Below are 20,147 nucleotides of genomic sequence, written 5' to 3' on the forward strand. Positions count from 1 at the left end.
AGGTATTTTTATAAATTGTTTTCACGCCGTGGCGGCCATGCCGGCCTGCCACACGTTGAGCGCGTCGACTGTCTCCGCGACGTCATGCACACGAATGATCATCGCACCTTGCGCCGCCGCTGCCAAGGCTGCGCCGAGGCTACCGGCCAGACGCCGGTCGAGCGGCTTGCCGGTGACCGCACCGATCATGGATTTGCGCGACATGCCGGCCAGCAGCGGCAGATCGAGCGTGTCGATCATCCGGCGCGTGTTCCGCAGCAAGTCGTAATTGTGCTCGACGCTCTTGCCGAAGCCGAAGCCGGGATCAATGCAGATGCGGTCGTGTTGCACGCCTGCGGCGCGCAAGGCAACGACGCGCTCCTGCAGGAAGGCGACAACCTCCTGCACCACGTCGCCATAGCTCGGCTGCTGCTGCATGGTCTGCGGATCGCCCTGCATGTGCATGATGCACAGTCCGGCGGCGCTGTCCTTGACCGCATCAATGGCGCCGGGAGCACGGAATCCGTTGATGTCGTTGATCATGTCGACCTCCGCAATCAACGCCTCGCGCATGACTTCAGGCTTGTAAGTGTCGATCGACAGCGGCTTGCCGCAATCGCGCAAGGCGTAAATCACCGGCATCACGCGCCGCAATTCTTCATCCAGCGGCACCGGTGGAATGCCCGGGCGGGTCGATTCGCCGCCGATGTCGATGATATCGACGCCGTCGGCGATCATCTGTTCGGCATGCGACAGCGCGAACTCCAGCGCGGAATAGCTGCCGCCGTCGGAAAAGGAATCGGGAGTGACGTTGAGGATGCCCATGACCAGCGGCCTGCGCCCCTGTGCGATGGAAAGGCGATAGCGCCCGCATTGTAGAGTGTGTTGATTCATTGAAGCTGCATCGTTTTCAAACCTGGCGCTCAAGCTGCCCGCAGGCGATATTGTCGTTATTGATTCGCCCGTCTCCAGACTGCATACGGCTGATAACTACCGACTGTCGCCTATCCAACTACCCGCTCCGACGCGAAACAAAGAAAAAGGGCGAGGATTGCTCCTCACCCTGAGACCAGCTATGCGCCCTGCCCCGCGATCAGGCGGGAGCGGTGGCGGTCGGCGAAATATCGCCTGGTGTATTGTCGGAAGACTTCTTGACCGGGATACCGGACTTCGGTGGACGCGGCTCATTGCCGGCCATGATGTCGCTGATCTGGTCGGCATCGATGGTTTCCCAGTCGAGCAGCTTCTGCGCCATGACTTCGACCTTGTCGCGATTCTCTTCCAGCAGACGACGCGACAGCGCATATTGTGTATCGAGGATGCTGCGGATTTCTGCATCGACCTTTTGTTGCGTCGCTTCCGAAACAGTCTTCGACGACATGCGGCCGAAGTAAGCGTCTTGCTCGGTGTCTTCGTAGACCATCGTGCCCAATGCTTCGGACATGCCGTAGCGAGTCACCATGGCGCGCGCCAGCTTGGTTGCGCGCTCGAAGTCGTTGGACGCGCCGGTCGACATCTGATGCATGAAGATTTCTTCTGCGATACGACCGCCGAACAGGATGGCGATCTCTTCCAGCATCTTGTCCTTGTACATGTTGACGCGGTCATGCTCAGGCAACTGCCAGGTCAGGCCGAGTGCATAGCCACGCGGCATGATGGTGACCTTGTGGACCGGATCTGCCTTCGGCAACAGCTTGGCGACAACCGCGTGGCCGGATTCATGGAACGCGGTATTGCGGCGTTCTTCTTCGCGCATCACGGCGGACTTGCGTTCCGGGCCCATGACGATCTTGTCCTTGGCGTCTTCGAAGTCCTGCATTTCCACCAGACGCTTGCTGCGGCGCGCGGCGAACAAGGCGGCTTCATTGACCAGGTTGGCCAGGTCGGCGCCTGAGAAACCAGGTGTGCCACGTGCCAGGATGTCGGCCTTGACGTCAGGAGCGATAGGCACCTTGCGCATGTGGACGTACAGGATTTGTTCGCGGCCGCGGATGTCCGGCAGACCGACCATCACCTGACGGTCGAAACGACCCGGACGCAGCAGCGCCTTGTCGAGCACGTCGGCGCGGTTGGTTGCGGCGATCACGATGACACCCGAGTTGGCTTCAAAGCCATCCATCTCGACCAACATCTGGTTCAGTGTCTGTTCACGTTCGTCGTTGCCGCCGCCCATACCGGCGCCGCGATGGCGACCGACCGCGTCGATTTCATCGATGAAGATGATGCACGGTGCATGCTTTTTGGCGTTTTCGAACATGTCGCGGACACGCGATGCGCCCACGCCGACGAACATTTCAACGAAATCGGAACCGGAAATGGTGAAGAACGGCACCTTGGCTTCGCCGGCAATGGCGCGCGCCAGCAATGTCTTACCGGTACCCGGAGGACCGACCATCAGCACGCCGTGAGGAATGCGGCCGCCGAGTTTCTGGAATTTGGTTGGATCGCGCAGGAATTCGACCAGCTCCTGCACTTCTTCTTTCGCTTCGTCGCAACCGGCGACGTCGGCGAAGGTGACCGAATTGCTGTTCTCATCGAGCATGCGCGCCTTCGATTTGCCGAAGGAGAACGCGCCGCCCTTGCCGCCGCCCTGCATCTGGCGCATGAAGAACACCCAGACGCCGATCAGCAACAGCATCGGGAACCAGGAGATGAATACTTGCGACAGGAAGGATTGCTCTTCAGGCTGCTTGACGTCGAACTTCACGCCGTTGTTCAGCAGATCGCCGACCAGGCCGCGGTCCAGATAGGTCGCGGCGGTTTTGACCTTTTTACCATCTTGCGTGGTCGCGATGATGCTGCGATCTTCGATGGTGGCGTCCTTGATGTGACCGGCTTTTACTTCGCTGATGAAGTCGGAGTAAGCGATCGCTGTAGCGCCCGACGCCGCGCTGCGGCTATCGAACTGTTTAAAGACCATAAACAGCACAAGCGCGATGACCACCCAGATGGCGGCTTTGGAAAACATGTTGTTCACTAGAACTCCTCCGACGCGAGCGCGCCTCATTACCTTATATATATCCGATTTTACTCGGATTCATCTGCGCTTACTAGGAAACCGTCCATACCGGCAGCCTTGCTCTGAACTACGGCAAACCGGCGGCCAAACTTGAATGCGGAAAGACGGCAACATGGCGTCGGAAACAACATGGAAACAGCTGAAAAACCGGCGCAAACGATGCCTTTCGGACCTGCAGAGGAAGGCTTCCTGCAGTTGATGTGTGGCCGGACAGCGTGAAATCAAGAAGGAAAATGGTCAAAAGGTGGGTTTATTACACGATTTTTACGGGAAAACGCCGAGCAAGGCTCACTGCGGATTCTTCAAAATCTTGCCCAGAAGGAAAATTTCTGATGACTTGTCGCGACTTGCCTTGGGCTTCTTCGACACCACGGTCTTGAATTCAGCCCGGAATTTGTGCACCAGCTCGTTGTAGCCGGTACCGTTGAAGCATTTCACCAACACCGAGCCGGTCGGTTTCATGTGCGCCTGGGCGAATTCAATTGCCAGATCGATAAGATGCTCAACCCGCGCCGCGTCGGAAATCGCCACGCCGGACAGATTGGGCGCCATGTCGGACAGCACCAGGTCGACCTGGCGGCCGTCCAGGATTGCCTCCAACTGGCGCAGGGAATCCTCCTCGCGGAAGTCGCCCTGGATGAAGTGGACGTCGGCAATCGGATCCATCGGCAGCATGTCCAGCCCGATGATGGTGCCGCGGATACCGCCGCCTTCTAGGCCGGCCAGCTTGTTGCGGGCGTACTGCGACCAGCTGCCGGGCGTCGAACCAAGGTCGACGATGACCTGGCCGGGCTTGATCAGCTTCTCTTCCTCGTCGATTTCCTTGAGCTTATAGGCCGCGCGCGCGCGGTAACCTTCCTTTTGCGCAAGCTTCACATACGGGTCGTTAATGTGATCGTGCAGCCAGTTTTTGTTTAATTTCTTCTTTGCCATTCGCGTAGAATACTGGTTTTAAATATTGAGGGACAGAGTTCGGTCCGGTTCTTGCCGGCCTCAGGCTACAAGCCGCTCGCCCACCGGAAACAAACTATGTTGAAACTTACTCCTGCAGAGCGCAGTGAATTGCGCGCCGAAGCGCATGGCCTGAGCCCTGTCGTGATCATCGGCGAAGGCGGCCTGACCGCCGGCGTCACCAAGGAAATCGATGCCAGCCTGAACGCCCACGGCCTCATCAAGGTCCGCGTGTTCGGCGATGACCGAGAAGCGCGCGTCGCCATCTATGACACCATTTGCGAACAACTCAAGGCAGCGCCGGTGCAACACATCGGCAAACTGCTGGTGATCTTTCGCCCCAAGAAGGAAGCTGCAAAAGAACGCAGCGAAACACGCGGCAAGGGCATGCGCGAAGTCACCATCGTCAAACCCAGCGCCAGCGGCACCAAGCGCCCATCGGTGACCAAGGTCATGATCAAGGGTAACGAACGCGTTACTGCGGGCGGCTCGATCAAGCGCGCCAAACCGCGTCAGAAGAGTGCCAAGAAATCCATGGGCTGATCATTCAGCCATCGGATTTCAGCAAGAAAAAATGCCCGCTTCAGCGGGCATTTTTTTAACCATCGCAAAGTGCCGTAAATTATTTCCAGCCCATCAACAGCACCCGCGTCGGCCTTTACGCTACGACTTAAACGTAACGCACTTCCAGAATTTCATACTCACGCACGCCCGACGGCGCTTCGACGGCAACCACATCGCCGGCGCTCTTGCCGATCAGTGCACGTGCGATCGGCGACGTCACCGATACCTTCGATACCTTGATGTCGGCTTCGTCGATACCGACGATCTGATAGGTGACCTTTTCACCGCTGTCCAGGTTTTCCAGATCGACGGTCGCGGCAAATACCACGCGTCCATCAGCACCCGCGCTCAAGGTCGCCGGATCGACGACCAGCGACGAACCCAGCTTGCCTTCGAGGTCAGCAATGCGGCCTTCGATGAAAGCCTGGCGTTCCTTGGCGGCATCGTATTCGGCGTTTTCCGACAAGTCACCTTGTGCGCGCGCTTCGGCAATCGCATTGATGACCCATGGACGGTCTTTGGTTTTCAGACGCTGCAACTCTTCTTTCAGAAGCTCTGCACCATACTTGGTGATGGGAACTGTACTCATAAAACTCTCAACAAAAAAATGAGGCACTTTTGTATGACTTGCCCATAAGGCTGTTGGGACATTGCCTTGAAACGGTCACCCGCCCAACGCAATGTCCCAACAGCCCTTGCGGGCAAATACAGAGTTTGCCGTTAAAAAAGACACAGAGGGCATCGAATACTCAGATGCCCTCTGTGGCTAGCAATAAAACGTGTATGTGGGTTTAGTGTATAGCTTTATGCAGCCCTTGTAAATCATACACATCCAGCGCATCCAGATGGCGCATGCCCTCCACCGCAGCCTCCGCGCCGGCGATGGTCGTGAACGTCGTCACGCGTGCCGCCAATGCCGAAGTACGGATGGCGCCGGAGTCCGCAATCGCGGTGCGCTTCTCTTCGACCGTGTTGACCACCAGCGTGATCTCGTTGTTCTTGATCATGTCGACGATGTGCGGACGACCTTCGACCACCTTGTTCACGGTGGTCACGGGAATGCCGGCGGCGCTGATGGCGCCGGCGGTACCCTTGGTCGCAACGATCGAGAAACCGAGACCGACCAGATCCTTCGCCACTTGCACGGCGCGCGGCTTGTCGCTGCCCTTGACGCTCAGGAACACCTTGCCCGATGTCGGCAACTTGACGCCTGCGCCCAGCTGCGACTTGACGAAGGCTTCGCCGAAGGTCTTGCCCACGCCCATGACTTCGCCGGTCGACTTCATCTCAGGTCCGAGGATGGTGTCGACGCCCGGGAATTTCACGAACGGAAACACGGCTTCCTTGACGCTGAAGTAAGGCGGGATCACTTCGTTCTTGATGCCCTGGCTGTCCAGCGACTGGCCGACCATGCAGCGTGCGGCAATCTTTGCCAGTTGCAAGCCGGTCGCCTTGGAGACGAACGGCACGGTACGCGATGCGCGTGGGTTCACTTCGAGCACGAACACGACGTCTTGCAGCTTGCCGTCGACTTCAGTTTGCTGGATCGCGAATTGCACGTTCATCAGGCCGACCACGTTCAGGCCCTTGGCCATCAGCGCGGTCTGGCGCTTCAGTTCTTCGATGGTGTCTTTCGCCAGCGAGTAAGGCGGCAGCGAGCAGGCCGAGTCGCCCGAGTGCACGCCGGCTTGTTCGATATGTTCCATCACGCCGCCGATGAAGGTGCGCTCGCCGTCCGACAGGCAGTCGACGTCGACTTCAATCGCATCGTTCAGGAAGCGGTCCAGCAGCACCGGCGAATCGTGCGAGACCTTGACCGCTTCGCGCATGTAGCGCTCGAGGTCGCGTTGCTCGTGGACGATTTCCATCGCGCGGCCACCCAGCACGTACGATGGACGCACCACCAGCGGATAACCGATTTCCTGCGCCAGGCGCAGCGCGTCGGCTTCGGTACGTGCGGTGCGGTTCGGCGGTTGACGCAGGCCGAGGTCTTGCAACAGTTTTTGGAAACGCTCGCGGTCTTCGGCAGCATCAATCATGTCCGGCGAGGTGCCGACGATAGGCACGCCGTTGGCTTCCAGATCCAGCGCCAGCTTCAGCGGCGTCTGGCCGCCGTACTGCACGATCACGCCGTATGGTTTTTCCAGCGCGACGATTTCCAGCACGTCTTCCAAGGTCAGCGATTCGAAGTACAGACGATCGGATGTGTCGTAGTCGGTCGAGACGGTTTCTGGATTGCAGTTGACCATGATGGTTTCGTAACCGTCTTCGCGCATTGCCAGTGCAGCGTGCACGCAGCAATAGTCGAATTCGATACCCTGGCCGATGCGGTTCGGACCGCCGCCCAGCACCATGATCTTTTTCTTGTCGGTCGGCTTCGACTCGCACTCTTCCTCATAGGTCGAGTACATGTAAGCGGTGTTGGTCGAGAACTCGCCGGCGCAGGTATCGACGCGCTTGTAGACCGGACGGATGTTCAACGCATGGCGCTTCTCGCGCACAGCGGTGTCGGTGACCTTCAGCAGCTTGGCCAGACGACGGTCGGCGAAACCCTTTTGCTTGAGCTTGTACAGCGTGGCCTTGTCCAGACCTTCCAGCGTCTGGCCGTCTTCCAGCCACAATTCGATGTCGACGATTTCCTTGATTTGCGACAGGAACCACGGATCGATGTGCGTCAGGCCGTGCACTTCTTCCAGTGTGAAACCTTGTGCGAACGCGTCGCCCACGTACCAGATGCGGTCCGGACCGGGCTCGCCCAGTTCTTCCTTGATGGTTTCGTGGTCGGTGGTCTTTTCATTCATGCCGTCGACGCCGACTTCCAGGCCGCGCAGGGCTTTCTGGAACGATTCCTGGAAGGTGCGGCCGATCGCCATGACTTCACCGACCGACTTCATTTGCGTGGTCAGGTGGTTGTCGGCTTGCGGGAATTTCTCGAACGCAAAACGCGGGATCTTGGTGACGACATAGTCGATCGACGGTTCGAACGAGGCCGGGGTTGCGCCGCCGGTGATTTCGTTGCGCAGTTCGTCCAGCGTGAAGCCGACTGCCAGCTTGGCGGCGATCTTGGCGATCGGGAAACCGGTCGCCTTCGATGCCAGTGCCGACGAACGTGAAACACGTGGATTCATTTCGATGACGATCATGCGGCCATCGGCCGGATTGACCGAGAACTGCACGTTGGAGCCGCCGGTGTCGACGCCGATTTCACGCAGCACCGCCAGCGAGGCGTTACGCATGATCTGGTATTCCTTGTCGGTCAGTGTTTGCGCCGGTGCGACAGTAATGGAGTCGCCGGTATGCACGCCCATCGGATCGAGGTTTTCGATCGAGCAGACGATGATGCAATTGTCGGCCTTGTCGCGCACGACTTCCATCTCGTACTCTTTCCAGCCAATCAGCGATTCTTCAATCAGCAGTTCGGTGGTCGGCGATGCTTCCAGGCCGCGCTTGCAGATGGTTTCGAATTCTTCGGCGTTGTAGGCAATACCGCCGCCGGTGCCGCCCATGGTGAACGAGGGACGAATGATGACCGGGAAGCCCAGTTCCTTCTGCACTGCCCACGATTCTTCCAGGGTGTGCGCCACGCCCGAACGTGCGGAACCCAGACCGATCTTGGTCATGGCGTCCTTGAACTTGGAACGGTCTTCGGCCTTGTCGATGGCTTCCGGCGAGGCGCCGATCAGTTCGCAACCGTATTTTTCGAGCACGCCGTTGCGGTGCAGGTCGAGTGCGCAGTTCAGCGCAGTCTGGCCGCCCATGGTCGGCAGGATCGCGTCCGGCTTTTCCTTGGCGATGATGCGTTCCACCACTTGCCAGGTAATCGGCTCGATGTAGGTGACGTCGGCCATTTCAGGGTCGGTCATGATGGTCGCAGGATTGCTGTTGACCAGGATGACTTTGTAGCCTTCTTCACGCAGCGCCTTACAGGCTTGCGCACCGGAATAGTCGAATTCGCAGGCCTGACCGATGATGATCGGACCAGCGCCGATGATCAGGATGCTTTTAATGTCGTTACGCTTAGGCATGTTTCTTTTTCTCCATCATCGCCACAAATTTATCGAACAGGGGGGCGATGTCATGCGGCCCGGGCGATGCTTCGGGGTGGCCCTGGAAGCAGAACGCAGGCTTATCGGTACGGGCAAAACCTTGCAGCGAGCCGTCGAACAGCGACACGTGCGTGACGCGGCAGTTGGCCGGCAGGGTTGCGGCATCCACGGCAAAACCGTGGTTTTGCGAAGTGATCAGCACTTGCTTGGTGTCCAGGTCCTGGACCGGATGATTGGCGCCATGGTGGCCGAACTTCATCTTCAGCGTCTTGGCGCCGGAAGCCAGCGCCATGATCTGGTGACCGAGGCAGATGCCGAAGGTCGGGATGCCGCGCTCAATCAGTTCCTTGGACGCGGCAATCGCGTAGTCGCATGGTTCCGGATCGCCAGGACCATTGGACAGGAAGATGCCGTCCGGATTCAGCGCCAGTGCTTCAGCGGCGGACGCCTGCGCCGGCAGCACGGTCACTTTGCAGCCGCGCTCGGCGAGCATGCGCAGGATGTTGTACTTGACGCCGTAGTCGAACGCGACCACGTGGAATTTCGGGGTGATCTGCTGACCGTAGCCGCGACCCAGTTTCCACTCGGTCTCGGTCCAGTTGTAGGCTTGCTTGGTCGACACGACCTTGGCCAGGTCCATGCCGGCCAGTCCCGGGAAACCGCGCGCCAGTTCCAGCGCCTTGGCGGTTGCCGCTTCGATGTTGGTGTCGCCGGCAACGATGGCGCCGCCTTGCGCGCCCTTTTCACGCAGGATGCGGGTCAGCTTGCGCGTGTCGATATCGGCAATGGCCACAATGTTGCTGGCTTGCAGGTATTCGGTCAGTGTTTGCTTGGTGCGGAAATTGGAAGTCAGACGCGGCAGATCCTTGATGATCAGGCCGGCAGCATGAATCTGCGAGGCTTCGACATCTTCGGGATTGACGCCGGTATTGCCGATATGCGGGTAAGTCAGTGTGACGATCTGTTGGCTGTAGCTGGGATCGGTCAGAATTTCCTGGTAGCCGGTCATGGCGGTGTTGAAAACCACCTCACCTGTCGTGTTGCCGGCAGCGCCGATGGAAACACCAAGAAAAACGGACCCGTCTGCTAGCGCGAGGATGGCCGGAACGGTAGGGCCAGAAAGAAGAGGCAGCAAGGGTAACTCCTGAGATTGTTACCGCCGCTGGCCTGACCAGATCGTGCTGCAGAGATTCTGCACTCAGTTACCCAACCGACGACCGGCGCAAATTCCCCGTTTTGATGCAATGGGGACCTTGATTGGCGTGCTGGGACGAGATGGAGGATTCGGTATGCGCTACGGCGGAATTTAAATTAGCTAAACCGCTCGATTATAGCGCAAAATGCGCCCCCCAGCAAATCCTAAGATTGCCGGAAAGCGCATTTCGTGGGCTTGCCGGCAGACAAAAACCGGCTAAAAATCAACTAATTAGCGAATCGATCACACGCCGACCAGCATGATTACAGACCCAGTGCAGCGATGCCCGCCTTGCCGATCTGCACGTCTTCCGACGACTTCACGCCCGACACGCCGACCGCACCGACACATTGACCGTCGACCACGATAGGCACGCCGCCTTCGAGCAGGCCGTCCAATTCAGGCGCGCACAGGAAGGAGAAACGACCATTGTTGATCATGTCTTCGTAAATCTTGGTTTCGCGGCGACCCAGTGCGGCGGTCTTGGCCTTGGCCGGAGCAATGTGCGACGAAGCAGGCGCTGCGCCGTCCAGGCGTTGCAACCACAGCAAGTGACCACCATCGTCGACGATGGCAATGACGACCGCCCAGTTATTGGCTTTTGCTTCGGCTTCGGCGCCGGCGGCAATTTTCTTCAGATCGTCGAGGGTCAGATACGGTTTCGTTTGCATGATGCTCCCAAATGGCTCAAGTAAAAAAGAATGCTGATTGTAATTCGAGATTGGCGCGCTGGCACAAAATATGCAAAAGCCCAGCGATGCCGCCCTCGTTGAGCGGCATCCTCCTACAGCGTAAGGCATTGACTTTATTGCAATTTTTGTAGGAAAACATGAAATAAGCTTTTGACATTACTGGCTAAATTGTTTACATTCCAGCAGTCATACCGATAGGGAAATGTCCTGATGACAACACGCAACGCCGCAAAAACCAGCCGATTCCGACGACACCTCGCAAAATCATGCGTGCTGGCGGCCGGATTCTGGTTCTGCAGCACTGCGTGGAGTATCGAAACACCCCTGCAACAAGACCCCCCTCCTACTTCTCCCGGCAAAGCGAACATCGCTCTCGCCAAACTGCACGACATCACCAACCGCGCTTCCGAACTCGCTGTCCAGGCATTGAGCATGCTCGGCATCAACTATCGTTACGGCGGCACATCGCCCGAAACCGGCCTCGATTGCAGCGGCCTGGTGCGTTACGTGTTCAAGGAAGCGCTCGGCACCGATTTGCCGCGCACCTCGGCGGAGATCAGCCGCGTCGGTGAAAAAGTCGTTGACCTGCGTCCGGGCGATCTGGTGTTCTATAACACGCTGCGTCGCGGCTTCTCGCACGTCGGCATCTATCTGGGCGACGGCAAGTTCATCCATTCGCCTTCCGCCGGCGGCCAGGTGCGCATCGAAGACATGGATGTGGCCTACTGGAAAAAGCGCTTTAATGGTGCGCGCCGCATTTCGGCGACGGCTGAAGACACGCAATAAGTTTCCTGCGGGACATCCGTTCCGCAGCTCTCCTCATCACCCTCTAATATAGTCAGCGCCCGCATCGCTTCGGATCCGCTCGCGGTTAACTTCCTGCGTGGCAACGCAACTCAACTTAGCTTAACGCAACTCAGTTCCCGCCCTTGAGCTTCAGCTTCGCCTTCAGGTCCGCCATTGCCTTCATGGTGGCTTGCTCACCGGCCAGGATCGCCAGATTGCGGCCGGCGAAATCGCTGCCCTTCATCGCGCCCAGACCTGGCTGAATCACGACGTCGGCATCCCTGAGCTCGTAATTGTTGATGCTCTGCCCCATGATCGCGAACGTTTGCAGCATGACATCGACCGAGCTGGCCGACGCCTGCGCTTCGGGCTGAGCCGAGATATTCACCGCAATCACGAAATCAGCGCCCATCTCGCGCGCGAAATGCACCGGCACCGGGGCCACCAGGCCGCCATCCACATAATAGTGATCGCCGATCTTGACCGACTGGAACACGCCGGGCACTGCCGACGAAGCACGCACCGCGATGCCGGCGTTGCCGCGCCGGAACAGGATGGCCTGGCCGGTCTTGAGATCGGTCGCCACGGCCCCGAAAGGAATCTTGAATTTTTCGATCGGCAGGTTGTTCACCGACCGGTTGACGTATGACTGCACACCCTCGCCCTTGAGCACGCCGCTGACCTTGGCGAAGAACGGCACCGACCAGTCGGAAATGGTCGCTTCGTCCATGTCCAGCGCCAGCTTCTGCAACGCAAAGCCATTGTTGCCGGCGGCGTAGAGCGCGCCGACCAGACTGCCTGCGCTGGTGCCGACCACGATGTCGGGCACGATACCTTGCGACTCCAGCGCCTTGATCACGCCCACGTGCGCAAACCCGCGTGCAGCGCCGCCGCCCAACGCCAGGGCGATACGCGGCTTTTGCGGCAATTTGGTCGGCGCCGCCACCGGCACGACCGGGGACGTCTCGACCGGTGTGACTGACTTGGAGGGCATCAGCGCATTACAGGCCGCGAGGAGAGAAAGGGAGGATAACGCGATGAGGCGATGTAAAACGGACATGTTCTTGGAGAGCAGAAAATCTCAGCCCGAACGGGCGCAGCCATTTTAGCGCAATCAATCCACCCATTCCGCGCTTGATTTGGAAACAATCATTTCCTATAATAAAAACCATGACTTCCTCCGAGACCAGCATGACCCCCAGCCGCAGCCGAGGCCGCCCGCGTGAGTTCGATATCGACGCCGCACTGGACAAGGCAATTGTCATCTTCAGCGAGAGGGGTTACTACGGTACATCGATCGCTGACCTCAGCAGCGCGCTGGAGTTGACCGCCGGCAGCATTTACAAGGCCTTCGACGACAAAAGAGCCGTGTTCGTCGCGGCCCTCGAACGCTATATCACCCTGCGCACCGAACGCCTGCAGCAAGCGCTGCAACCTACCAGGACCGGTCGCGAGCGTGTGCGTACTGTACTGGCGCTCTACGCGGCATCCAGCTACGAAGACGAGGGCCGCCGCGGCTGCCTCATCGTCAGCAGCGCCGTCGAGCTCGCGATGTCCGATCCGGAGATCGCCGAACGTGTCGCCCGGTCTTTGGATCTCCACGAAAAGCGACTGACCCAGTTCATTCGCCAGGGACAAGACGACGGCAGTATCCCCGCCCACGTCGAAGCGACGGTGACAGCCCGGCTGCTGCTCTGCGTATTGCAGGGCATGCGTGTCATCGGCAAAACAGGTCGCGGCAAAAAAGAAATGAACAGCCTGATCGACAAGGCAATGAAAGTGCTCGATTAAAAAATTTTCCCAATTTAGGAAACATTCATTTCCTATTTAGAAAAACATCCATCAACATCAATTCATCCAAAGGAATCCGTCATGCCGACATTTTCTCCCGATACATTCTGGAACCACTTCCATCATGGCAGCGCACATGTCAACGGCGTGCGGCTGCATTACGTCGAAGGCGGCAGCGGTGCGCCAATCCTGCTTATCCCCGGTTGGCCGCAGAGCTGGTATGCGTGGCGTCTTGTCATGCCCTTGCTGGCCGCGAACGGTCGTCGCGTCATCGCCATCGACCCGCGCGGCATGGGCGACTCGGACAAACCCGCGTCCGGTTACGACCTGAAGACGATCGCCGCCGACCTGCATGAATTCGCCAATGCGCTCGGCCTGCTCAAAGACGGTCCGCTTGATGTGGCGGGACACGATATCGGCACCTGGATCGGACACGCCTATGCCGCCGACTGGCCGGAAGACATCCGGCGACTGGCGCTGTTCGACGCCGCCCTGCCCGGCATTACACCGCCGCCTCCCGCCGGCATTCCTTCTGCCGAAGTCAATCTCAGAACCTGGCATTTTCCGTTCAACCGTCTCGACGACCTGCCCGAGATTTTGCTGCAAGGCCATGAACGCGCCTTCCTCAATTACCTGTTCCACACCAAGGCAATCAACCGCTGGGCCATCACGCCGGCCGATCTGGATGAATATGAACGCGTGTTTTCCGCCCCGGGCGCCGTGCGCGCTGCGTTGTCCTACTATCGTGTGGCCTTCAGCCCGGATGGACTTGCACAAAGCCGCGCACGCGGCGAAAAGACGCTCGCCATGCCCGTCCTCGCCATGGGTGCGGAACACGGCGTCAAGGATGTCCTGCTCAATACCTTGCGCAACATCGCGACCGATGTGCGCGGCGGCATTCTGCAAGGCTGCGGTCACTACATGCCGGAAGAAATGCCGGACGCGGTAGCCGATGAGCTGCTGCGCTTTTTCAAGACCTGAGCCAGCGTCGAATTCCAACTGCCGCCCCTTTCCCTGTGCATTGCATGTCCATTCACGCCTAATATATAATGAGAATAATTCTTATTTAATTCAGGCAACACAGGGCAAGGGGAAACAGATGGCGGCTATCGATTCGTCACTGCTGCAGGTTCAGGTGCAGGTGCAGGCGCTGTACAGCCATCACGGCTGGCTGCTGGGCTGGTTGCGGCGCAAGCTGGGCCACGTGTCCGGCAATGCGGAAGCTGCCGATCTGGCGCAGGACACCTTCGTGCGCATCCTGGTCTCCCACCAGCGCGAGCAAACGCCGGAACTTACGTTGCGCGAACCACGCGCCTATCTGGTCACGGTCGCCACGCGCGTGCTGTTCAATCATTACCGCCGGCTGTCTCTGGAGCAGGCCTATCTGCAGGCGCTCGAACAAATGCCGCAAGCGCTGGCGCCGTCGCCCGAAGAACGCCTGCTGGTGCTGGCAACCCTCAACGAAGTCGACGCCATGCTGGATGCCTTGCCGGTCAAGGCCCGCAGCGCCTTCCTGCTGTCCCAGCTGGAAGGCCTGTCCTATCAGGAAATCGCCGATCAGCTCGACGTCAGCGTGCGCACCGTAAAGCGCTACATGGCGCTGGCCTTCGAAGAATGCATCATGCTGGGAAATTGACGGTGGCCAAACTCATGAACGGGCGCGCATCGCCGCCGGAACCTTTTTCTTTCGACCGCGCCATCGCCAGGCAGGCCGCACAATGGCTGGTCAAGCTGCATGACGATCCGGTCAGTGCCGCCGATCTCGACGCCTGCGCGCGCTGGCGCGCCGCCCATCCCGAACATGAACGCGCCTGGCAGCGCGCCGAACAGGTCAGCAGCAAACTCGGCGGACTGCCGGGCGGCATCGCGCTGCAAAGCCTCAATCGCAGCAGTCGCGTCGAACGCCGTGCGGTGCTCAAGACCTTGCTGCTGCTGATCTCCGCGCCGGTCGGCTATGCCACGTACCGCACCCTGCCGTGGGAGCAATGGAGCGCCGACCTGCGCACCGGCGCGGGCGAACGCCGCAGCGTGGCGCTGGCCGACGGCAGCGAGCTGATCCTCAATACCGCCAGTGCCGTCGACGTGCGCTTCGATGCGCAGCAGCGGCTGCTGGTCTTGCACGCAGGCGAAATCATGATCCGCACTGCGCGCGACCCTGCTGCCGAACAAGGTTCCAGCCGACCCTTCGTTGTTCGCACCACGCAAGGCAACATCCGCGCGCTCGGCACGCGCTTCATCGTGTCGGCCGCCGATACCCATCCCACCATGGCGCCAGCCACGCGCGTCACTGTGCTGGAACATGCGGTTGAAATCCGCCCCGCCATCGACGCCGGTCGCACGCGCGTGATCGAAGCGGGCCAGCAGGTCAGCTTCAACGGCAGCAACATCGACGCACCGCAACCTGCTGACCGCTACGCTGCTGCGTGGGTCGACGGCAAGTTGATCGTCAATGCCATGCGGCTGGATGATTTCGTCGCGCAACTCGGCCGCTATCGCCGCGGCCTGCTGCGCTGCGACCCGCAGACTGCCGGCCTGCGCATTTCGGGCGCCTTCCAGCTCGACAACATCGACGGCATCCTCAACGCGCTGCCCGACACCTTGCCGGTCGCGGTGTTGTATCGCTCACGTTATTGGGTGACGGTGATTCCCTCGCCGACGGCATCCTGAGGCGGCTTTAACCGCAGCGCCGAAGTTTTCAAAAATATTTTCATTTTCTTTGTCCCCTTTTACGTCCCCCGCGTGTCATCGAGATAAGAAGCGCCATCCGATCATCCGACCAGGGACATCCACCATGCAGCAAGCACGTCAGCAACCTTCTTCGGCCGCACCCGCGGCTGCTTCCATTCTGCGCAGCGCGCCCAAGGCGATGCATTGTGCCGTACGCGGCGCCCTGCTGAGCCTGGCGCTGGCCGCGCCGTTGCAGCACGCGATTGCAGCCGAGACCAACGCCACGGCTGCCAGCGCCAATGCGGCGCGTCGTCATTTCGACATCTCCGCCGGCCCGCTGGGCGACGCCCTGAGCCGCTTCGCCAGCAGCGCCGGCGTGACCATGCAGATGGACGCGCGCCTGGTCGAAGGCCGCCGCAGCAATGCGCTCAACGGCAACTACACCGTGGCGGAAGGTTTTGCCGCACTGCTCGGCAACGCCGGTCTGCGCGCCGTTGAAAGTTCGGCCAACACGTACGTGCTGCAACCGGGCGCGACCGCAGCGCCGGGCGCCAATGCCGCGCCGCAGAGCTTGCCGGCCGTCAGCGTCAACGCCGCCGCCGAACGCGAGAATCCGCTGGGTCCCGTCGCCGGCTACGTCGCCACGCGCAGCCGCACCGGCACCAAGACAGACACCTCGCTGAAGGAAACCCCGCAAACCATCTCCGTCATCACGCGCGAACAACTCGATGCGCAAGGCGTCGAGAGCATCGCCGAAAGCCTGCGCTACACACCCGGCGTGGTCACGCAATACGGCAACACCGACCTGCGTTATGACTGGCTGACCGTGCGCGGCTTCGTGCCGGGACGTTACCTCGACGGCATGCGCCTGCCCTTCGGTTCGCGCGGCTATTCGCAACCGCGCATCGAACCATTCGGCCTGGAACGCATTGAAGTCCTGAAGGGACCGAGCTCGCTGCTGTACGGCCAGGGCACGCCGGGCGGCCTGGTCAACATGGTGAGCAAGCGTCCGACCACCGACGCCGTGCATGAAGTGGAACTGCAATACGGCAGCCACAACCGCAAGCAACTGGCGCTGGACCTCGGCGGCAAGCTCGACGAAACCGGCGAGCTCAGCTATCGCCTGGTCGGCCTGACCCGTCGCAGCGACACCGCCTACAACTACGTCAACGAAGAGAAGACTTACATTGCGCCTTCCTTGACCTGGCGTCCCAATGCCGACACGCACCTGACGCTGATGGCGCAGTACCAGAAGATCAGTTCCCAGGGCGGCGGCGGCGCGCCGGTGCTGCCGGCCAACGGCACGCTCTACACCAGCGTCTTCAAGGCGCTGCCGCTGGAGACCTTTGCCGGTGACCCGAACTTCGACCACTACAGCAACGAGCAATATTTTCTGGGCTATGAGTTCGAACATCGCCTGAACGACACCTGGACCGTGCGACAGAACCTGCGCTACGGCGAGACCATGTCCGACACCAAGCGCGTGCAGCTGTTCTGCCTGACGACCGCGTGCAACCCGGCCAGCATGGGCCGCTATGCATGGGCCTTCCCGGAAAAATCGAAACTGTTCACCGTCGACAACCAGGTCCAGGGCATCTTCACTACCGGCGCGGTCAAGCAGACCGTGCTGGCCGGCGTGGACTATTCTTCCGAGCGTTCGGTCTACGACGAATCCTCGCTGAGCCCGTTGCCGACAGCACTCAACCTCTATGCGCCGGTGTATGTCCCGTATAGCGGCGCGATTCCGCCGGTGGCGACGCACATCGAACAAAATCGCGATCAACTCGGCGCCTATCTGCAAGACCAGATCAAGCTCGATCGCTGGACGCTGGTGACCGGCGGCCGCTACGACTGGGCCGATACCACCACGCGTACGGTGACCAGCGCGGCCAACACGCGCGTCAAGCAAAGCGACGGCGCCTTCACCGGCCGCCTCGGCCTGCTGTACAGCTTCGACAACGGCATCACACCTTACGCCAGCTACTCGACCTCGTTCCAGCCGGCGGTCGGCACCAGCCGCACGCTGCAACCATTCCAGCCGACCAAGGGCAAGCAGTACGAAGCCGGCGTCAAATACCAGCCTGACGGTTCCAACACCATGATCACGCTGTCGGCCTATCAGCTGACCCAGCAAAATGTCAGCACGCCCGATCCGGTCAACACCAACTTCAGCGTCCAGACCGGCGAAGTACGCATGCGCGGCATCGAACTGGAAGGCAAGGTCAAGTTACAGAAGGGTCTCGATCTGATCGCCTCCTACGGTTACACCGACAGCAAGATCACCAAGGCCAACCCCAGCGGCACGGTCAACACCACCGGCAATCGCCTGGCCTTCGTGCCGCGCAACCAGGCCAGCGCCTGGCTCGATTACACGGTGCAAAGCGAAGCACTGGCCGGCCTCGGCATGGGCGTCGGCGCGCGCCATATCGGCGAGAACTACGGTGACAACGCGAACGTGTACCACATGCCGGGCGTGACGCTGTTCGATGCGGCGATCCGCTTCGACTTCGGCAAGAACAATCCGCAGTTGAAGGGCTTGCGCGCATCGATCAATGCCGCCAACCTCCTCAACAAGACCTATGTCGCGGCTTGCCTCTCGGCCACCGGCTGCTACTACGGCGATGGTCGCAATGTTTATCTGACCGTGAAATACGGCTGGTAATCAAGGAGCAGGCAATTCTCTCTCCACGGCCGGACGCCCGTCCGGCCGTATCGTTTCCTCCGCAACGCCCGCCGATCCTCTCGCTGCACGACCTTCCCACCAATCCTGGAATGGTTTCCCGATAAAGATATCGCGTATAATTTAATGAGAATGGTTTTCATTACTAATTCATGCTTTTCGTCCGGGTGATACCGGTGATGCACTTTGTCGGAGTCGTATATCGGCTATGGTGGTCTTGCGCTACTACAATGAACTGGTCGGTTTTTTCTCCCGCTCGCTGCGTGATCGCGACGCGGCGGCCGACATCGTCCATGAATGCTATGCGCGCGTGCTGGCCATGGAAGCGGCATCCACCATCCACGAACCGCGCGCCCTGCTCTACCGCGTCGGCAAGAACATCGTCACCGACGCCGCCCGCCGCAAGATCGCCGAAACGCAGATGCTGGAAACACTGGCGCTGATCGTCCCCGATGAAGCGCCGTCGCCGGAACGTCATCTCAGCTCGCGCCGCCAGCTCGACCGCCTGCTGGCGCGTCTCGATGTGATGCCGCGCAAACGGCGCGATGCGTTCGTGCTGGTGCGCTTGTACGGCTTCACGCACGCCGAAGCGGCCACGCAATTGAATTGCTCCGAAGCGGCAGTCGAAAAGCACATCGTGCGCGGCGTGATCGACTGCATGGATCTGGCCCGGATGCATGCCGAAGCTTCCACCTGATCCCTCATCATTATCTTCGCCGCCATGTCGCCACGCCAATCCTTCGAACACGCCCTGCTGCTGATCGCCCGTCAATACGGCGGCAGTGCGGCCACCGCGCAATCGGCGCGCGAAGAACTGGCGCTGTGGCGCGAACAAAGCGAGGAACACGAAGCCACTTATCAACTGGCGCTGGACGCCTGGGCCGCCTCCGACCTGCAAGGCCTCAGGGACCGCGTACCCCAACCGCAAGCCGGGCGTCCGAATGCCGGGCGACGCGCGCTGCTGTCGGTGCTGGGTGCGGTCGGTATCGCTGCACTGACCGGCGCCGGCGGACGCTGGTGGTGGCTGCAACCGACCGAACAGGCGGCGCTGAGCACCGACCGCGCGCAAACGCTGGCCCGTCGCATGGGCGACGGCAGCCAGCTCGATCTCGGCGCACTCACAAGAGCGCAGGTGACGTACTTCCGCAACCGTCGCGAAGTCCGCTTGACGCAAGGCGAGATTCGCCTGCAGGTCAGCCCCGACGCCGCACGTCCCTTCACGGTCAGCACCAGCTGGGGTCAGGTGCAGGTGCGCGGCACCGTGTTCACCGTGGCGGTGCGCGACAACGGTATGTCGGTCGAAGTAGCGGAAGGCCACGTCGCCGTCTGGGCCAGCCGCGGCAACACGCTCGCGCCGGAATCCGAACGCCGACCGCCGGACATGGAATTGCGCGCCGGCGACGCAGTGCTCGCCGACCGGAACGGCATCGGCGCGCGCCGCAGCATCCCGGTCGCCAGCGTCGGCGCCTGGAAAGACGGCTGGCTGGTGTTCGACGGCGCCAGCCTGAGCGATGCCGTCAGCCGCTGGAACGACTACCTCTACCAGCCGCTGGCGCTGGCCGACGATGCGCGCCTGCGCGAGCTGCGCCTCACCGGCAGCTTCCAGCTGCGCGATCCGAACGCCTTCCTGAGCGTGCTGCCGCGGATTCTCCCGGTTCGCATCAGTCGCAATACCGACGGCGCGGCGATGATCGTGCCACGCTGATTCCTTCGCCGATTGCACGTCAAAAAATAATTGTCCGGTCTTTGCGCCGCCGTTCGTCTTCACTGTGACAAC

17 protein-coding genes are annotated in these 20,147 nt (G+C 60.3%); 9 read left to right on the top strand and 8 right to left on the bottom strand.

The window, feature by feature from the left end:
• Window positions 1-21: 21 nt before the first annotated feature.
• The 3 genes from folP to E4P32_RS14840 all read right to left on the bottom strand — a co-directional run bounded on the left by folP (window position 22) and on the right by E4P32_RS14840 (window position 3,931).
• Complete coding sequence (gene folP / locus E4P32_RS14830) at window positions 22-873, bottom strand: dihydropteroate synthase (RefSeq protein ID WP_116435054.1); 852 nt, start codon at window positions 871-873, stop codon at window positions 22-24.
• A 199-nt stretch (window positions 874-1,072) separates the two neighbouring features.
• Complete coding sequence (gene ftsH, locus E4P32_RS14835; protein WP_116435053.1) at window positions 1,073-2,956, bottom strand: ATP-dependent zinc metalloprotease FtsH; 1,884 nt, start codon at window positions 2,954-2,956, stop codon at window positions 1,073-1,075.
• A gap of 330 nt (window positions 2,957-3,286) precedes the next feature.
• Complete coding sequence (locus tag E4P32_RS14840; RefSeq protein ID WP_116435052.1) at window positions 3,287-3,931, bottom strand: RlmE family RNA methyltransferase; 645 nt, start codon at window positions 3,929-3,931, stop codon at window positions 3,287-3,289.
• Between the two features lie 96 nt (window positions 3,932-4,027).
• Here E4P32_RS14840 and E4P32_RS14845 point away from each other — a divergent pair, with 96 nt between their 5' ends.
• Window positions 4,028-4,492 carry a YhbY family RNA-binding protein gene (locus tag E4P32_RS14845; RefSeq protein ID WP_116435051.1) on the top strand — a complete coding sequence of 155 codons (465 nt, stop codon included), beginning with the start codon at window positions 4,028-4,030 and terminating at the stop codon, window positions 4,490-4,492.
• Window positions 4,493-4,619: 127 nt separating this feature from the next.
• Here E4P32_RS14845 and greA read toward each other — a convergent pair whose 3' ends face one another.
• From greA to E4P32_RS14865, 4 genes are all read right to left on the bottom strand, one after another.
• On the bottom strand, window positions 4,620-5,102 hold the full coding sequence (gene greA / locus E4P32_RS14850) for a transcription elongation factor GreA (RefSeq protein ID WP_116435050.1): 483 nt from the start codon (window positions 5,100-5,102) through the stop codon (window positions 4,620-4,622).
• Window positions 5,103-5,304: 202 nt separating this feature from the next.
• Window positions 5,305-8,538 (bottom strand): carbamoyl-phosphate synthase large subunit, encoded by a 3,234-nt coding sequence (carB, locus tag E4P32_RS14855; protein ID WP_116435049.1) that lies wholly within the window; start codon window positions 8,536-8,538, stop codon window positions 5,305-5,307.
• Window positions 8,531-9,694 (bottom strand): glutamine-hydrolyzing carbamoyl-phosphate synthase small subunit, encoded by a 1,164-nt coding sequence (gene carA, locus E4P32_RS14860; RefSeq protein ID WP_116435048.1) that lies wholly within the window; start codon window positions 9,692-9,694, stop codon window positions 8,531-8,533. Before carA ends, carB begins: the two co-directional genes overlap by 8 nt.
• 323 nt (window positions 9,695-10,017) lie before the next feature.
• The gene (locus tag E4P32_RS14865) at window positions 10,018-10,425 is read right to left on the bottom strand and encodes a heme-binding protein (RefSeq protein ID WP_116435047.1); all 408 of its coding nucleotides are present in this window, start codon (window positions 10,423-10,425) and stop codon (window positions 10,018-10,020) included.
• A 231-nt stretch (window positions 10,426-10,656) separates the two neighbouring features.
• Between E4P32_RS14865 and E4P32_RS14870 the strand changes: the two genes are divergently transcribed.
• The gene (locus tag E4P32_RS14870) at window positions 10,657-11,232 is read left to right on the top strand and encodes a C40 family peptidase (RefSeq protein ID WP_116435046.1); all 576 of its coding nucleotides are present in this window, start codon (window positions 10,657-10,659) and stop codon (window positions 11,230-11,232) included.
• A 130-nt stretch (window positions 11,233-11,362) separates the two neighbouring features.
• Here E4P32_RS14870 and E4P32_RS14875 read toward each other — a convergent pair whose 3' ends face one another.
• A complete protein-coding gene (locus E4P32_RS14875) occupies window positions 11,363-12,226 on the bottom strand; it encodes a patatin-like phospholipase family protein (protein ID WP_233526680.1) in 864 nt (287 codons plus the stop codon).
• A 176-nt stretch (window positions 12,227-12,402) separates the two neighbouring features.
• Between E4P32_RS14875 and E4P32_RS14880 the strand changes: the two genes are divergently transcribed.
• The 7 genes from E4P32_RS14880 to E4P32_RS14910 all read left to right on the top strand — a co-directional run bounded on the left by E4P32_RS14880 (window position 12,403) and on the right by E4P32_RS14910 (window position 20,075).
• Entirely contained in the window at window positions 12,403-13,023 is a 621-nt protein-coding gene (locus E4P32_RS14880) for a TetR/AcrR family transcriptional regulator (RefSeq protein ID WP_116435044.1), read from the top strand.
• An 81-nt stretch (window positions 13,024-13,104) separates the two neighbouring features.
• Complete coding sequence (locus E4P32_RS14885; protein ID WP_116435043.1) at window positions 13,105-14,004, top strand: alpha/beta fold hydrolase; 900 nt, start codon at window positions 13,105-13,107, stop codon at window positions 14,002-14,004.
• Window positions 14,005-14,122: 118 nt separating this feature from the next.
• The gene (locus E4P32_RS14890; RefSeq protein ID WP_116435042.1) at window positions 14,123-14,659 is read left to right on the top strand and encodes a sigma-70 family RNA polymerase sigma factor; all 537 of its coding nucleotides are present in this window, start codon (window positions 14,123-14,125) and stop codon (window positions 14,657-14,659) included.
• 14 nt (window positions 14,660-14,673) lie between these two features.
• A complete protein-coding gene (locus E4P32_RS14895) occupies window positions 14,674-15,690 on the top strand; it encodes a FecR domain-containing protein (RefSeq protein WP_233526679.1) in 1,017 nt (338 codons plus the stop codon).
• 124 nt (window positions 15,691-15,814) lie between these two features.
• A complete protein-coding gene (locus E4P32_RS14900; RefSeq protein WP_233526678.1) occupies window positions 15,815-18,352 on the top strand; it encodes a TonB-dependent siderophore receptor in 2,538 nt (845 codons plus the stop codon).
• Window positions 18,353-18,578: 226 nt separating this feature from the next.
• On the top strand, window positions 18,579-19,067 hold the full coding sequence (locus E4P32_RS14905; protein ID WP_233526677.1) for a sigma-70 family RNA polymerase sigma factor: 489 nt from the start codon (window positions 18,579-18,581) through the stop codon (window positions 19,065-19,067).
• Window positions 19,068-19,091: 24 nt separating this feature from the next.
• Window positions 19,092-20,075 carry a FecR domain-containing protein gene (locus tag E4P32_RS14910; protein WP_116435040.1) on the top strand — a complete coding sequence of 328 codons (984 nt, stop codon included), beginning with the start codon at window positions 19,092-19,094 and terminating at the stop codon, window positions 20,073-20,075.
• Window positions 20,076-20,147: the final 72 nt, after the last annotated feature.

The organism is Herbaspirillum sp. 3R11 (assembly GCF_004563925.1).
Classification (GTDB): domain Bacteria; phylum Pseudomonadota; class Gammaproteobacteria; order Burkholderiales; family Burkholderiaceae_D; genus Herbaspirillum.